A 16404-nucleotide genomic window follows, 5' to 3' on the forward strand; every position below is an offset into this window, starting at 1 on the left:
TCCCTCTTATGTGTTAATTTCTATCAGTTAATCAAAAATACTCAACCTGTGTACCAATAAATTAACGTTCTGTTTTTTGGCTATTCTATATGATCTTTATTTAAAACAAAATGATTCTTTCTGTAACTGATAATACCCTCTTTCTGCATCTTTGACAATTCCGCCGACAATGCACTTCTGTCAACTGCCAGATATTCAGCCAGCTGCTGTCTGTTAAATGGAACAGTAATATCATTGCTATCCTGTTGTCCTGCCTCACTTGATAAATAGGCAAGCACTTTTCCTCTGATTGTTTTCTTGCTGATCTGGTCAATTTTTCTGGTAAGTGTGAGATTTTTCTTTGCCAGGATCCCTACCAGATTTTCTACCAGTCTGCGGTGAAAGTCACAGGCTGAGGTGCAGGTCTGAAGAACTCTGTGAGCATTCAGCATCAGAACCTGAGATTCTTCTACTGCTATCGCACTGACCAGGAGAGGCATTTTCTCCATACATGCATATGCCTCCCCGAAAAGCTGTCCTTTTCCAAAACCGGCAAGAATCTGTCTTTCCCCCCAGTAGTCATCACTGATGATCTGAACTTTTCCCTCTATGATCATTCCAAAATTCTCTGTCACTTCCCCTGCCTGGAAAATGTATTCTCCTTTGCGGTATGTTTTGACAGCGGCATTCAGGCACTCCAGCAGACTTGTTATTTCTTCTTTTGTAAATCCCCTGAACAGACGGGATCTGCATAGAAATTCTGTATCTATCATATAGTTTTCTTTTCGTAACTGTGAAGGTACTGAACAGTTACTCCTTTTCATTATTTTTTATATGCTTTGTTGTAAATACAACGGCTGATTTTATTTTAATATAGGAAAATCGGAAATGCAAGCAGAGCTTGTTTATGATATTATAGAAATACAATAAAATATGAAACGGAGTTAGAAAATATATATGACAAAACAGGAATTAGCCCTTGAGGTTATTGAGCGATTGAAAAAGGAATATCCGGATGCGGATTGTACTCTGGATTATGATAATGCGTGGAAATTATTGGTAAGTGTGCGTCTGGCTGCACAGTGTACAGATGCGAGGGTGAATGTGGTTGTGCAGGATCTGTACGCAAAATATCCTACAGTAGAGGCTCTTGCAAACGCCGACGTAGCTGACATCGAAGCAATCGTGCGTCCTTGCGGACTGGGAAAGAGTAAAGCCAGAGATATCAGCGCATGCATGAAAGTTTTACATGAACAGTATCATGATAATGTTCCTGATGATTTTGATGCTCTGCTGAAGCTTCCTGGTGTGGGAAGAAAGAGTGCGAATCTGATTATGGGAGATGTGTTTGGCAAACCTGCGATTGTTACGGATACACATTGTATCCGTCTGTCTAACCGTATTGGCCTGGTAGATGGTATAAAAGATCCTAAGAAGGTAGAAATGGCTTTGTGGAAGATCATTCCACCGGAAGAGGGAAATGAGCTCTGCCATCGTCTGGTTAATCATGGACGTGATGTCTGTACAGCACGTACAAAGCCATATTGTGATAAATGCTGCCTTAACGATATCTGTGCAAAGAATGGTCTGAATCAGTAAAGCGGACATTCGCAATCCGCTTCGCTACTTGCTCATGAACGCAGTCGCTTCGCGATCTGCGTTCAAACTAATCATTTATTTTCTTTTATATCTGACTTGATACCCCATGGGCTGCTTTTCCACAGGCAGAGAATCCTGCATGCAGGATTCTCTGCCTATGGCGGGTCGCTTTAGCGCTATAATTCCTCTCCGCAACAGTGTGCTCCTGCCCGGAGAGCTTTTTATTATCATAGGAATTTTACTTATTTTGTTCCAGGCTGGCAAAAAAGAGTTCATAGAAGTCATCTTCCCCTGCCAACTTTGGAGAGTTCTCTCCTCCACCGTTTGTACTTCTTCGCATAGTAGCATAGAATTCTTCGCCGGCGGTGATCAGATCCATTTCATAAATTTCATATCCAAGTTCCCGGCACTTGGCACAGAAAGCATCCAGTGGCTGTTTTTCTTTTCTGGTATCCATCAACTGTTGCCAGATGTTACGGTCTTTCAGTGCTTTTTCCCTTAATTCGTCTAACATTGCTCCGATTTCCATAATAACATTCCTCCTTTATTTGCTGCTGTTTGTCAGTTCATAATAGAATATATACTGCTGCATCACGCCTCGGAAACCTTTATATCGTCGATTTGGAAATCCACGTTTATAATGAGCATCCAGTGCCTGGCGGATGTGAGTATCGATAGGAAAAGCATCCAGCTGATGCAGTCCAAAAAGGCAGATGCAGTCTGCTACTTTCTCTCCAACCCCATATAGGTTCAGAAGCTCCTTTCGTGCATTTTTATATGTCATGTCATAGATACTCTCTAAAGATATGTCACCAAAAAAGACTTTCCTTGCTGTATCCAGCACATATTTTGCCCGGTACCCCAGATTACACTCCCGCAATTGTTCTTCAGTTGCAGATGCCAGGGCCTGTGCAGTTGGAAATGCATAATATTCTGCACCTGTACTGCTTTCTTTTTTCTCTCCAAATTCCCGGCTGATATTTTCAATACACTTTTTTATTCTTGTAATATTATTCTGCTGTGAAATCAGGAATGATATAATCATCTCCCACAAATCCTGCTGCAGAATACGGATTCCGCTTCCCATCTCACCTGCAGCAGTCAGATATTTATCTCTGGGATTGATTTTCTGTATGTATTCATTATAATCATGATCCAGATCAAAATACCGGATCCAGAAGAAAATAAAATCCTCTTCCGGACAGAAGAAATTGACAATTCCTCTTTCCTGTGTCAGTTCCAGATATTTATCTCCCGCAATAACCCGGTAACGGTCATCACCAATTTGATCCATTCGGAAACACTGCCCGGATCTGCAGATCTGACCCAAATCAAAATTGTCCATTTCTATTGTAAGCATCCCATATCTCCCTCTTACATTTCCGTTTTTTATCCATTATCACTTGCTGAATATATGAATGTATTATATACTATTCTCGGTATAAACGTAAACCAGAATCACAAAAATATCATTCCGTTTACCATACAGAAAAATATAACGTTTCGTTATGACAGAAAGTGAGGAGTTTTTCAATGAAATTTATATATCCTGCGGTTTTCCGCAAAAATGAAGAAGGCAAATATAAAGCATTCTTTCCGGATCTGGAATGCTGTGAAGCAGAAGGCGACACTCTGGATGACGCTATTGACAATGCAAATGAAGCAGCTTATAACTGGATCTATGCAGAAGTAATGGAAGATGAAATGGATCTTCCTGCAATTTCCGATGAATCCGACCTTGATCTTCTGGAAGGTGATATTGTAAGAAATATTCAGGTCAACATCCGTATGTATGACGGCTGGGATGAATAGTCTTATCAACTTGCAATATCAATCAGATTATATCCTGAGCAATAACAGGAAATTACAGAAATCCAACTCCGTTATGTTAAAATATTTTTAACATTAACGGAGTTTTTTTATTATTTTATCGTGTTAAAAAGGAGGTCTTTATCATGAAAGCAAGAAGTTTTAAAAAATTTTTCGTAAGTATCGCTCTTAGCGCAATTCTTACATTTTCATCCACCGCTGCTGTTTTTGCAGCAACTGCACAACTTTCACTGGCAGAACAGTCTGCAAATTCGATTCAGGAAGACACAGATACTCCTTCTGTTGATGATTCTGATGCGCAAGCGGCAGCGGCTTCCTATCTTACTTCTGGATCCGGTATCCAACAGGTTGCTGCCTCTGTAAATTCCATAACCGTTCAATGGAGTTCTGTTTCAAATGCTGATAAGTACGCTGTCAGTATCAGCAATTTTAATTCATCATCTTACCGATTTCTGGGATATGTCGGTAATACCCGAAATAAAGTCACGATAAATAAATTAAAAGCCGGTACTGCCTACAACATAAAACTTACTGCCTTAAATTCATCCGGAACAGCAATAAGCTCCCGCACAGCCGGATGCACAACACTTTATACCAGTGTAAATATTAAATCATCTTATGCTGCCGGAAATGGATATACTTTCAATATGGCTACTGTAAATCCTTCAAATTCCATCAGCGGATATAAAGTTATCTATCAAAGCTACGCTTCTAAAAAAGCTGTTACAAAGTACTTTAATACCAGATATTCCTTTACCCTGCCTATGTCCGGAACTGCATTTTATCAGGTGAAAATTTATCCGTACATCATTCTGAATAATAAACGTTATGTAAGTTCTTCAGCTACAATCAGATACGTTGCTACTGGTGTTACACTTCAGAAAGCGGGTAATACAAGCACTTCAATGTCTGTAAAATGGAATAGAATTTCCGGTGCAACAAACTATACTGTTTATATCAAATACCCGGGAAACAGTTCTTTCAAAAAAGTGAATACAACTACTTCCAACTCATTCACTCTTACAGGAATGAAAAAGAATTTCAAATATGGAATTAAAATAATTGCCAATAAAAAAGTCAAGAACAAAACATGGCATTCCTATGCTAAAGTATATAATATGTCTTTAGTTTGACCACTTTGGATCATGAATTGTTATTGACTTTCTCATATCAAAGTGTTACAATGTGAGCAATTAAGACAAGGGGTGCTTGTGTAAGCAGGCTGAGAGTAAGCTGTATCGCTTTAACCCATAACCTGATTTGGATAATGCCAACGTAGGGAAAGTTATAGTTCTTCCGGACTGCAGTATGCTTGTTGGCGTATTGCAGTCTTTCCTTTTTTATCCGAAAAAATCCAGGGAAATTCATAATAATATATAAAAAATATATTTCTTCGGATATTTTTACGTTCATATATTGTCATATAGATCACTTCCCCATCTTAATTATTACGACAGACCGGGGGCACCACTCTCTGTCACATCGCAAAAGTTTACCCGAAAACTTACGAATATGCGCAGGTGCAAGTCCCTGCTATATGCAGGAGGCGCAGTTCATTTAGAAGCCCACAGTGCAGGGCAAGGAGGAAAAAATGACACAGTACACAACACAGATGGACGCAGCGCGTCACGGAATCATCACACCGCAGATGGAAATCGTAGCAGAAAAAGAACATTTTGATGTGGAAGAATTAAGAGAACTGATTGCAAAAGGGCAGGTCATTATCCCATGCAATAAGAATCATAAATGCATCAGTCCAAGTGGTGTCGGTGCAAAACTGACTACTAAAATCAATGTAAATTTAGGTGTTTCCAGAGACTGGAAAGACGTTGATATGGAATATGAAAAGGTACATTCTGCAGTAGAAATGGGTGCAGAAGCAATCATGGATCTCAGCTCTTACGGTGACACCAGAAGCTTCCGCCGCAAACTCACTTCCGAATGTCCGGCAATGATTGGCACCGTTCCGATCTATGATGCAGTTGTATATTACCACAAAGCTCTTGGCAAAATCACATCCGAAGAGTGGATCGATATCGTTCGTATGCATGCAGAAGATGGTGTTGATTTCATGACTATCCATTGTGGTATGAATCGTGCAACTGCAGCACGTTTTAAGCAGAATAAACGTCTCATGAATATCGTTTCCAGAGGCGGTTCTATTATGTTCGCATGGATGGAAATGACAGGAAAAGAGAACCCATTCTATGAACATTTTGATGAAATTCTTGATATCTGCAGAGAGTACGATATCACCTTAAGTCTCGGTGATGCATGTCGTCCGGGATGTCTTGCTGATGCAACAGATACTGCCCAGATTGAAGAGCTGATCACTCTTGGCGAACTCACAAAACGTGCATGGGATAAAGATGTTCAGGTTATGATCGAGGGTCCTGGACATATGCCAATGAACCAGATCGCAGCCAATATGGAAATTCAGAAAACACTGTGCCATGGTGCTCCTTTCTATGTACTTGGACCGCTCGTAACAGATGTTGCTCCTGGATATGATCACATCACATCTGCAATCGGAGGAGCTATTGCTGCATATTCAGGAGCTGCATTCCTGTGCTATGTAACTCCTGCTGAGCATCTTCGTCTGCCAAATGCGGCTGATGTAAAAGAGGGTATTATTGCAGCTAAAATCGCAGCCCATGCAGCTGATATTGCAAAAGGAATTCCTGGTGCTGCCGATTGGGATTACAAGATGAGCGAAGCCAGAAAACGCCTTGACTGGGAAGAAATGTTCAAACTCAGCATGGATCCGGAGAAAGCAAGACGCTATCGTGCAGAAGCAAAGCCGGAAAAAGAAGATACCTGCAGTATGTGTGGTAACTTCTGTGCTGTAAAGAATACAAATCGTATTCTGGATGGAGAAATCGTTACTATTTTTGATGAATGATTCCTTCTTTTATCAGGAGGGGCTTGTACCCCTCCTGATAAAAGCCACATTTTCGAATTACTTTATTCATTAGTAATCGTCGAATAAATGTGGCTTTTATATTTCTATACACGCATAATTATATCTGAAAAATCCTTATTTTTTATCCATATGATTTTCCGTTTATATCACAGAAATAGTCCAAAACTAACACTCTCTTATTTAACCAGATCAAGTAAAATTTCTTCCATTTGTTTCAAATATTCATACAGCTTAATATGTTCTTTTACTATATTTTCATCATATCAGACATAATACACCCACCAGCAGCACCTCGTGCTATCACTTCAGATATCTGCTCTGTTCCTGGATGGATTCCACCTATTGCATACACCGGAATCGTCACAGAATCACAAACATCCCCAAGAAACTTCAGTCCTCTTGGCGGAAGTCCTTTTTTACAATTAGTTGTATAAATGTGACCGGCTGTAAGGTAAGTTGCACCCAATTTCTGTGCTTCCAGGGCATCTTCTACAGAATGAACTGAACATCCAATTCCCCGGAAATTCTCAAGTTTTCCTTGGTATTCTTTCAGAAGAAATAACGGAAGATGGATAAAAGGATGTTCCAGTTTTCTGGCTGTATTTATATAAGTATGAAGCATACAGGGAACATCATATTCCCGGCAGATGTTCAATATTTTCTCTGCCAGAAGAAGATATTCTTCCTCCGGCAGATCTTTTTCTCTCAGTATTATTGCTTTAGGATGACAATTACATACTCTTTCTATCTGCTCCGGAAAAGGACGTTCACACAGAGATCTGTTGGTCACCGCAATCACATTTTTATAAAAATCAGAGGTACACATAATCATTCATAACCGGCTGAAGATTATGATCCAGAAGCGCCTGATAAACCTCATTTACAGATCTTCCGTCAGAAATCTCAAACTGGTCATCTCCTTTATCTTCTATGTCTTCCACATGGCTTCCGATTCCTGTACTTACGCCAGCTGATATCTTTGTTGCCGCGATACTTACCAGATTATCTCTCACACGCTCGCATTCCCTTGTAGAAACAGTAATGCTTGCAAATGGCATAAATAATCGATATGCACATACTACCTGAAGCAGCTGTGGCTCATGTACATCCATCGGATTGATTCTGTCATTATTAATGATCGGGCGAAGTCTCGGGCAGGAGAAAGCAATCTCTGCATGAGGGTATTTTCGCTGGAGCAGCCATGCATGATATCCCGTTGCAAAGGCATCTTTCCGGAAATCATCAAGTCCCAGAAGTGCTGCAAATCCTACGCCTCGCATTCCACCTTTTAATGCACGTTCCTGCGCATTCAGACGGTATGGAAAAATACGTTTATGTCCTGCCAGATGCAGAGTCTCATACTTATCGGAATTATATGTTTCCTGAAAAACAGTTACATAATCTGCTCCGCATTCATGCAGATACGCATACTCATCAGAGTTCATCGGATATACTTCGAGACCAATAACTTTGAAATATTTTCTTGCAATCTTACATGCTTCTCCAATATATTTTACGTCCGATTTCGCTCTGCTTTCTCCTGTCAGAATCAGAATTTCCTGTAGTCCTGTCTTTGCAATTGCAGCCATTTCTTTATCGATTTCTTCTTCATTTAACTGTGCCCTGCGAATCTTATTATGGCAGTTAAATCCACAATAAATACAATAATTTTCGCAGTAATTAGCGATATAAATCGGTGTAAACATATATACACTGTTTCCAAAATGTTTTCTTGTTTCTATCTGTGCTGCCTGTGCAATCTCTTCCAGCAACGGCAATGCTGCCGGAGAAAGCAATGCCTGAAAATCTTCCAAAGTACGGTTATCATGCGCCAATGCCCTGCGCACATCTGCTTCTGTATATTTATCATAATCATATTCCTGCATTGCGGAGATTACCTGCTCCATTACATCTGACTCTTCCAGAACTTCCATTCCAGGAAGATATTTCATATGATCGATTCTGTTTTTTTTCATGTCCTCCAGAATCACTTCATTTACAATACTTTCATTAAAATGTTCCCCGTGTTCTGGAATTGTTTTTGTTTCTGCTTCCATCTTATATTTCCTCCAAATTTATGTAATATGTTATATATACTAAATAAAAATATCTTAATCATGAAGGAATCCCGTCAGCGGAGAAGATGCACTGCCGCCTTTGTCTAATGTACGGCCAAGACCAGACAGATAAGCACTTCTTCCTGCTTCAATAGCTTTCTTAAATGCTTCTGCCATCACCTGTACATCCCCGGCTGTTGCAATCGCAGTATTTGCCATTACTGCTGAAGCTCCCATCTCCATGGCTTCGCACGCCTGGGAAGGTCTTCCGATTCCTGCATCTACAATGATTGGAAGGTCAATCTCATCAATCAGAATCTGTATAAATTCTTTTGTGCAGAGACCTTTATTTGATCCAATCGGAGAACCCAGCGGCATGATACAGGCTGCTCCTGCGTTTACCAGATCTCTTGCAACATTTAAATCAGGATACATATATGGCATTACCACAAAGCCTTCTTTTGCAAGAATCTCTGTTGCTTTGATTGTCTCATAATTATCCGGAAGAAGATATTTAGAATCATGCATAACTTCAATCTTTACGAAATCTCCGCATCCGATCTCTCTTGATAATCTGGCGATACGGACTGCCTCCTGTGCATTTCTTGCTCCTGATGTGTTCGGAAGCAAGGTCACATTCTTTGGAATATAATCCAGAATATTTGCAAGTCCGCCTTCATTTGCGCGACGTAAAGCCAGTGTAATAATCTGTGCATCTGCTTTTTCGATACATGCTTTCACCAGATCCAGTGAAAATTTACCTGATCCCAGAATAAAACGGGAGGTAAATTCATGTCCTCCTAAAACTAATTTGTCCTCGTATTTCTTTTCATTATTTGTGTTTGCAATTGTACTCATTATTTATGTCCTTCTTTCCTGAAATATCATAGTTGTTTAACCGAATCAAGTAAGTCCCCTGCGGAGGTTGCGAAGAGCAATAAGCAGTGGGTGGGGACTTACTTGTATCAGCAGCTTCCGCCACCCATAAAGCTTACTATTTCCATTACGTCTCCATCCTTCAAAACAGTGCTCACATACTCTGTTTTTGGCAGAATTTCTTCATTTAACTCTACTGCGATCTGACTGATCACATATCCATTCTGTTCCAGATATTCTTTCACAGAAAATACACCCGGCAGTTCTTTTTTCGTTCCGTTTACTGTAAACATGTTCCTCTCCTTTCCCGGAAATAAATGGGAGTAAAACAGACATTTTTCCATATTTTCATATCAACGAAACAATATGGAAGAATTTCCAATAGTATAAAAAAGGAGTCCACAAAAGAATGTACCCGCGGTGGTGCACCCCTTCATGAACTCTGTTCACTCTCATTTTTCCAATATTCAATTCAAGTCTACCAACAAGTTGTTTTCTCTTGTTGATACACTATAGCAATTCCACAAAATAATGCAAATTGCTGTAGTTACTGTTCATTTTATATTCGGTAACTACTCCTGTTTCAGATAGATATCATATAGCCACATAAAAAAGGAGATACCAAAGTATCTCCCGTAAATTCACTATCATATACGTTCCTACGTTGGCATTATCCAAATCAGGTATAAGGGTCGAAGTTGATGACTTCCTCTCAGCCTGCTGTCACAAGCTCCCCTGTTCTTTTACAGTAATAAAGTATAATATTTTGCAGTCTACATGTCAACTACATTCTAAGTTTTTTATGAAACTCCTGCAGAGTATCTTTGAGACAGAAAATAAATAATGCCGCCACAGTGAGAAAACTAATCCCCGCACAGACAACCGAAGGATATACCAATCTCACAATTCCCGTCCATACAAGAACTATTGGAATCAGTCCCGCAACACCTGCCTGAACAAGATAAAACAGGTATTCTTCCCGTTCCAGACGGTTCACTTTTGCAATTACAGGAATGGAAAACTGTACCGCCAATGCCCCAAAAGGAAGAACAAAATCTACAGACCAGCCTCTCCATCCGATAAACCAATCCCAAAAAATTGCTATCACAGATATGATCAATAGCTGCCACATTTCATTCTTAAGAATGTTCCTTCTTTTAAAATATGCTACCATAACTACCAGCCAGGCACAGGCACATCCCGCACCTGCAAACCAGAACCAGTTTAACATACCGGCGGTCATAAAATTAATCATCCCACAGGCCACCGCTATCGCCAGACACAGAAAACTGAAAGTCTGAACAATTCTCTGGTTCTCTTTCTTCTCCAGTTTCTGTTTCTCTCCATATCCTGGAAATTCATTCTTCAGTTCCCGATGAGCAACTTGTTCTTCACCAAGCATTCTCTGAAAATTTCTCTGAATACTGTCATCCGGTATCTTGGAAGTAAATCCCAGAACCATTTCATCTCCATAAGAACAGGAACATATCTGGAGTGAATTGGGACTGGCAAATATCCCAAAATGCTGAATGTATTCTTTATACTCTTCCGGAAGACGGATAATACCAATATTAGAATAAACTGCAGTAATACTTCTGCTTCCCAGATTAGCGCCTATCATCAGGAAATATTTCTTAATCTCCAGCGGAACAGCTCTCACAAAAGGATTCTTTTCGATTCTTACATAGCCATTCATATGCATGGCAATTTTATCTTTCACAAGTTCCTGCTCAAACTGCCTTTTTACATCTGCTACTACTTCTTCAAAGGTTGTTGTTTCTGAAAATGTATATCCGACTTCAATCCAGCCAAAGAAGTTTGTCATGGACTGAGATGGAAAATAATTTCTCAGATTCACCGGTATCATTAATGTTACCGGTCGTTTCTGCTGGTTTTTCGGAATTTCTTCTCTGATAGAACATAACATCATTGCAGTTAACAATACTGTGATAGAAGCACCATAAGAACGCGCCTTCTGATGAATATCCTTCACCGAAAGAACCACCTCTGTGATATGCATATCTGAATGAACCAACTTCTCACCTTTCAGCTTCACTGCTGTCTCTTTCTTCTCTTTATTCTTTGGCATATCGGAAGAATAATACTGCGAAAAACTGTCCTCTTCTTTATCTCCATGAGTGACTTCTTCTGCATTTTCTATTCGCGGAATATCGTCCTGCGGATGAGCCAGAATAAGATAATTCTGCACCAATTCCTGCAAAAAATGCATTGCTCCGGTGCCGTCTGTCAATGCATGAAACACCTCGAAGTTAATCCTGTCTTTATCATAAGTCACCTGAAATAAAAGAGATTTTTTATCCGGAATATACAGGCGGCTGCATGGCGGTTCTGTCTCCTGTTTTACAACCGCTCTGATATCTCTGTGTTCCAGATAAAACCAGAACAATCCTTTTCGCAAAACCGCCTGAAATAATGGATATTTCTCCATTGTCTGATCCAGCGCGGATTGAAGAATTTCTCCGTCGACCTTTTCTTTTAACTGACAGTAAAAACGAAATACTCTGGTATCATTTTTTCCGCTTACCAGTGGAAATGCCAGTGCTGCATTATCCAGTTTTCTCCATTTTGAATATCCTGTATCCATAGTTTTCCTGCTTTCTTTCTCATTATCCTCTTTCGTCACTTACTTAATTCGATTAAAGGATTTTCTCATAACTTTTATTCAAAAATCCATTAATATACTGGAAGCTTTCCTGTACATGCAGAAACTTAATCCCCAGTGCAAAAAATCCATGAAACGCTCCGTGAATTCTATAAACTTCCACATGATTTCCTGCCGCCTGAAGCTTTCTTCCATATACTTCCCCTTCGTCTCTGAGAGGATCATATTCTGCTGTAAGAATTAATGTTTCCGGCAGATTTCTCAGATTTTTTTCAAGAATCGGCGCAAAGTATGGGTTCTGTCTGTCCTCTGCTGTCCTTTGATAAAGAGTAAGGTAATCCTCCATTTTTACCGCTGTCAGCAGATAATCACTGCCATTTTCATGTACTGATCTGTATGGTGATTCCTCTGTATAACAGTTTCCCAATGCCGGATAGATAAGTATCTGCCGACGCGGTGTAAACTCACCTCTGTCTCTCGCCATCAGACACACTGCCGCAGTCAGATTTCCACCCGCACTGTCACCGATGATCGTAATCTTCTCGGGGTCTGTATTCAGAATCAGCTGGTTCATATAAAGCGCTTTTGCCGCAGCATAACAATCCTCCAATGGAATCGGAAATTTATGTTCCGGCGCCAGCCTGTATTCTACGGAAACCACGATATGTGCAGTTGCCTGAGCCATTCTGGAGCAGACACGATCATAATTCTCTACACTCTCAGTTACCCAGCCTCCGCCATGGAAGAACAGCAGAATTGGAAAGGTATTTCCTTCCACAATCCCTGCCTGCATCGCTTCCTCCGTCGGAAAATACAATCTGATCGGTACTTCATAATCGTCATTATAAACTTTGGCATCCAGTTTTTTCAAAAAAATACGTGTGGCATCCAACTGTTTCAGGTCTGCCATTTTTCTGGAATTTTCTACCTCTATATTTCCATAGGAAAGTGTATGCAAAATTGCTTTCATTGTCTTTGATATCAATATTTTTATTTCCTTTCTACCATATATATTCAGTCGTGGCGCTCCTCTTTATTATCATATGTTTCACAAAATCTGGCAGCAAATGCCGGTGGTTCATCATGTGCATAAAGATGTGAAATATCACCAAATGCACTGATACGGAAGCTCGCAATTCCTTCTCTTCGCTCCTCGGTATTTATTGTTGTAACAGAACTTGGTGCAGCACAAAATCCATGCCACATCACCATCGGAGACACACTTAACAGATGGCTAAGTAACACACACTCCAACCCAAAATGGCAGAAAAATACCAGTGTATCATTATTTGCCTTCTCAGCTCTATAGTAATGTCCCTCCCGCACATATCCATGAGACGCCAGAAGTTCATCAAACTTTCCCGTCACATAGTCATAATAGCCTTTTGCATCCGCTTTCTGTAATCTTTCGTTTTCAAACCAGTGGTCATACTGATAAAATCGCTCGTCCTTCGTCCAGTCCTGCGGAAGCCAGTCCCATAAGATAATCTTTCGGTCTGTAACATCAGGACGGTCGATCAGAACGTCAAACTCTCTCAGCCAGTCACATTCTACAGCGGTGCGATTCATCTTTTTCAAGGTCAGAGAAGCGGTGTCTTTTGCTCTTCCAAGTGGAGAAACATAGAACTCTTTTACATCAAACTTTGACAATTTTTCTGAGAGATATTCTACCTCTTTCCATCCTTTCTCAGTAAGTGAATCAATCGAATAATCCGGATCTCCATGTCGTACGATTACTAATTTCATTTATATTTCCCTTTCTACAAAAAGACTCTTATTATATTATATATCAATTTTCATTGTATCTTTTATCTATAACTGATATATCATTATAATAAGAGTCTTACATATTCTATCTTATGTGTCAAGCACATGCATCTTAATATTGTTACTGTTTACACGCTACTATTCCGAAAGGTGTTTTTGCATCAATATGCCAAATTCCCGAGGCATACGGCACGAATTTATGCAATCAGTACAAATGTTGTACAGCGTTAAATTGTATCTGTAAAATCTGCCCCACTGACAGCTCTCTGCCAATGATTTTCAATGGCCGGTTCTCCTTCGGGAGCAGTATGGAATATTCTATCTGCTTTCTTTAATCGCATTCTGGAAACGCATTGCAATCTCTCAGAGGGCGTGTAATCGCTCCTCCTACAACTATCGCCCAAACTCCTGTCTGTAACGCCTTTACCGCCTGATCCGGGTAATGAATTCTGCCTTCTCCGATAACAGGAATGTTTATATCCCTGGATAATCTTTCCATTAGTTCATAATCCGGTCCATCACTTACTGAAGATGTATAAGCTGTATAACCGCTCATAGTTGTTCCTAACAATATCTCCCCACATTTCCATGCGTTGATCCCTTCCTGATAATCGGAAATATCCGCCATCAGAATAATATCCGGATATTTTTCTCTGATCCTGCGCCATAAATTCATTGACTGTAGAACCATCGCCACGTTTTCGAAGCGTACAGTCCAGCGCAACAATGTCAGAACTGGCAGCAACTAAATCGTCTACTTCCTTCATCGTAGGTGTGATAAATCCTTCATATCCGGGATACTGAACCTTTACAAGACCGATTACAGGGAGGCCGGTTTCTTCTTTAATTGCGATCACATCTCTGATACTACTGGTACGGATTGCAGGTGTTCCGGCCTGTTTTGCCGCGCGCGCCATCAGATACATAATAGATTTCTCTTCTACATATAAAGGTTCTCCTTCTACAGCCTGACAGGAAATGATCATCTGTCCATGGATCGCATCCAGAATTTCTTTTTTTGTCATCATTTTCTCCTAAAGAAATCAAGGGGCAAAATTTTTTGCCCCATTTAATACCTGTTGAATTATATCATTTACAATATTTTGCAACTACTGTGCCTTCTCATAGAATATCAGATTGCAAAATTATAATACTTTTACAACATTTAATTCATCATCTGTCAGAACAATATCCGCACGTTTCCCCGGTGCGAGAGAACCCACCTCATCATAGATTCCAATACTTCTTGCCGGATTCGCAGTCGCGGCAAGAATCGCTTCTCTTTCCGGTACTCCCATGGAGATAACACTCTTCATACAGCCAAAGAGGCATGTCGCAGAACCGGCAATCGTTCCATCTGCCAGAGTTGCTTTTCTGTCCTTCATAGTTACTTCCTGTCCACCCAGTTCATAAATTCCATTCTCCATACCTGTTGCCATCATAGAATCACTGATCAGGATCACTCTGCTGTCTCCAAAGAGACGGAAAGTATTGCGCACAGTCACAGGATGAATGTGAATTCCATCCCCGATCAGTTCCACCATACACTTCTCATTATCTGCTGCCGCGCCAATCACGCCAGGTTCTCTGTGTCCCATAGGATTCATGGCATTATAAAGATGAGTGACATGAAGTGCTCCCAATTCCATAGCCTCTGCGGCACACTCATAGTCTGCCGCTGTATGTCCGATAGAAATCACTACCTCGTTATGTAACTCCTGGATAAACTCTTTCGCACCCTCCATGTTCGGAGCAAGAGTCACCAGTTTAATCATTCCGCCGGCAGATTCATTGCACTCCCTGAAAAATTCCACGTCTGGTTTACGAATATAACCTTCTACATGCGCTCCCTTTTTCACAGGATCAAGGAAAGGTCCTTCCATATTGATGCCAAGCCTTAAAATCTCGAGAGGCTTCATCCTGTTCTACATCCTTCGCTGTCTGAAAAATTTTAAGAAGTTCTTCCTTCGGAAGTGTCATGGATGTAGGACAATAAGAAGTGATTCCCTGTGATTTTTCATACTGTAGAATTGCCTTCAGTCCTTCTACATCTGCATCTGAAAAATCATGTCTGATCGCACCATGACTGTGAATATCTACCAGCCCCGGTAAAACCTTCAGACCGGATGCATCCAGCTCTGTTTTATCTGTCACTTCTTCTGCTGATGATACAATTCTGCCATTTTCGATATACAGATCCGTTACTTTATAACTTCCATCCTCCTGGAAAACTTTTCCGTTTTTTATAATCATTATTATAACTCCCTTCCCATCCTGCTCGCTCCATTCTCTGCAATATTTCACCAGATACATGCTCTCAGTCAACAAGAATTAATACTTTCATTATCTGCCTTCAAAGCCTATATTGTTATTATCTCACAGGCGTCAAATTTACAAAAAGACCTTTTTCTCTGATAATGCTCAAAGCCTCTTCATCTGCTACTACTGTTACATCTGAATGAAGCTGCAGAATAGATGCCGGTACATCTCGGAGTGATCGGTCCATACAGAGATTTATAAAGAGCATCTGCCTTTGCACTTCCGGTTGCCACAAGCAAAATCTTCTTTGCCGCCATAATGTTCTTAATTCCCATGGTATATGCCTGTTTTGGCACCTCATCCATGCTTGCAAAGAATCTTGCATTTGCTTTAATCGTACTCTCTGTAAGATCTACACAATGCGTTTCTTTTTCAAAAGCTTCTCCCTGGCTCATTAAATCCAATATGTCCGTTTCCACCAATTCCCAAAT

Annotated in this window: 14 protein-coding genes, 3 pseudogenes and 2 riboswitches; of the genes and pseudogenes, 4 read left to right on the forward strand and 13 right to left on the reverse strand. The window is 40.3% G+C overall.

What is annotated here, in order from left to right:
* Positions 1 to 80: 80 nt before the first annotated feature.
* Positions 81 to 752 (reverse strand): Crp/Fnr family transcriptional regulator, encoded by a 672-nt coding sequence (locus AC058W_RS04520; RefSeq protein ID WP_118591218.1) that lies wholly within the window; start codon positions 750 to 752, stop codon positions 81 to 83.
* Positions 753 to 936: 184 nt separating this feature from the next.
* On the opposite strand from AC058W_RS04520, the gene AC058W_RS04525 reads away from it, so the two are divergent.
* Positions 937 to 1578, forward strand: a complete 642-nt coding sequence (locus AC058W_RS04525) for an endonuclease III domain-containing protein (RefSeq protein ID WP_340285281.1) — start codon at positions 937 to 939, stop codon at positions 1576 to 1578.
* A gap of 238 nt (positions 1579 to 1816) precedes the next feature.
* Here AC058W_RS04525 and AC058W_RS04530 read toward each other — a convergent pair whose 3' ends face one another.
* Together AC058W_RS04530 and AC058W_RS04535 are read right to left on the reverse strand one after the other, a co-directional pair.
* Positions 1817 to 2107 carry a hypothetical protein gene (locus tag AC058W_RS04530; RefSeq protein ID WP_117676906.1) on the reverse strand — a complete coding sequence of 97 codons (291 nt, stop codon included), beginning with the start codon at positions 2105 to 2107 and terminating at the stop codon, positions 1817 to 1819.
* 15 nt (positions 2108 to 2122) lie between these two features.
* The gene (locus AC058W_RS04535; protein WP_117845402.1) at positions 2123 to 2938 is read right to left on the reverse strand and encodes a DNA-3-methyladenine glycosylase family protein; all 816 of its coding nucleotides are present in this window, start codon (positions 2936 to 2938) and stop codon (positions 2123 to 2125) included.
* Between the two features lie 173 nt (positions 2939 to 3111).
* On the opposite strand from AC058W_RS04535, the gene AC058W_RS04540 reads away from it, so the two are divergent.
* From AC058W_RS04540 to thiC, 3 genes are all read left to right on the forward strand, one after another.
* Positions 3112 to 3390 carry a type II toxin-antitoxin system HicB family antitoxin gene (locus AC058W_RS04540; RefSeq protein ID WP_117676908.1) on the forward strand — a complete coding sequence of 93 codons (279 nt, stop codon included), beginning with the start codon at positions 3112 to 3114 and terminating at the stop codon, positions 3388 to 3390.
* 143 nt (positions 3391 to 3533) lie between these two features.
* Positions 3534 to 4541, forward strand: a complete 1008-nt coding sequence (locus AC058W_RS04545; protein ID WP_479389770.1) for a fibronectin type III domain-containing protein — start codon at positions 3534 to 3536, stop codon at positions 4539 to 4541.
* Between the two features lie 58 nt (positions 4542 to 4599).
* Positions 4600 to 4708, forward strand: a riboswitch (TPP riboswitch).
* A gap of 291 nt (positions 4709 to 4999) precedes the next feature.
* Positions 5000 to 6310 carry a phosphomethylpyrimidine synthase ThiC gene (gene thiC, locus AC058W_RS04550; protein ID WP_117676910.1) on the forward strand — a complete coding sequence of 437 codons (1311 nt, stop codon included), beginning with the start codon at positions 5000 to 5002 and terminating at the stop codon, positions 6308 to 6310.
* 268 nt (positions 6311 to 6578) lie between these two features.
* Here thiC and AC058W_RS04555 read toward each other — a convergent pair whose 3' ends face one another.
* The 10 genes and pseudogenes from AC058W_RS04555 to AC058W_RS04600 form a co-directional block, all read right to left on the reverse strand.
* Positions 6579 to 7163: a thiamine phosphate synthase gene (locus tag AC058W_RS04555; protein ID WP_243009924.1), complete on the reverse strand. Its 585-nt coding sequence runs from the start codon at positions 7161 to 7163 to the stop codon at positions 6579 to 6581.
* Positions 7144 to 8388 carry a 2-iminoacetate synthase ThiH gene (thiH, locus tag AC058W_RS04560; protein WP_117845400.1) on the reverse strand — a complete coding sequence of 415 codons (1245 nt, stop codon included), beginning with the start codon at positions 8386 to 8388 and terminating at the stop codon, positions 7144 to 7146. Before thiH ends, AC058W_RS04555 begins: the two co-directional genes overlap by 20 nt.
* A 54-nt stretch (positions 8389 to 8442) precedes the next feature.
* Entirely contained in the window at positions 8443 to 9246 is an 804-nt protein-coding gene (locus AC058W_RS04565; protein WP_117676912.1) for a thiazole synthase, read from the reverse strand.
* A 107-nt stretch (positions 9247 to 9353) separates the two neighbouring features.
* Entirely contained in the window at positions 9354 to 9557 is a 204-nt protein-coding gene (gene thiS, locus AC058W_RS04570) for a sulfur carrier protein ThiS (RefSeq protein WP_118137620.1), read from the reverse strand.
* 345 nt (positions 9558 to 9902) lie between these two features.
* Positions 9903 to 10011, reverse strand: a riboswitch (TPP riboswitch).
* 37 nt (positions 10012 to 10048) lie between these two features.
* A complete protein-coding gene (locus AC058W_RS04575; protein ID WP_118516826.1) occupies positions 10049 to 11869 on the reverse strand; it encodes a DUF6320 domain-containing protein in 1821 nt (606 codons plus the stop codon).
* Positions 11870 to 11921: 52 nt separating this feature from the next.
* Positions 11922 to 12857 (reverse strand): alpha/beta hydrolase, encoded by a 936-nt coding sequence (locus tag AC058W_RS04580; protein WP_118516840.1) that lies wholly within the window; start codon positions 12855 to 12857, stop codon positions 11922 to 11924.
* Between the two features lie 44 nt (positions 12858 to 12901).
* Positions 12902 to 13633: a histidine phosphatase family protein gene (locus tag AC058W_RS04585; protein WP_118247082.1), complete on the reverse strand. Its 732-nt coding sequence runs from the start codon at positions 13631 to 13633 to the stop codon at positions 12902 to 12904.
* Between the two features lie 339 nt (positions 13634 to 13972).
* A pseudogene (locus tag AC058W_RS04590) lies at positions 13973 to 14679 on the reverse strand (N-acetylmannosamine-6-phosphate 2-epimerase).
* A 120-nt stretch (positions 14680 to 14799) separates the two neighbouring features.
* A pseudogene (gene nagA, locus AC058W_RS04595) lies at positions 14800 to 15907 on the reverse strand (N-acetylglucosamine-6-phosphate deacetylase).
* A gap of 118 nt (positions 15908 to 16025) precedes the next feature.
* Positions 16026 to 16404, reverse strand: a pseudogene (locus AC058W_RS04600) (sugar phosphate isomerase family); the annotation flags it as partial.

This window comes from Blautia sp. CGZ-1-C1 (genome assembly GCF_056504575.1).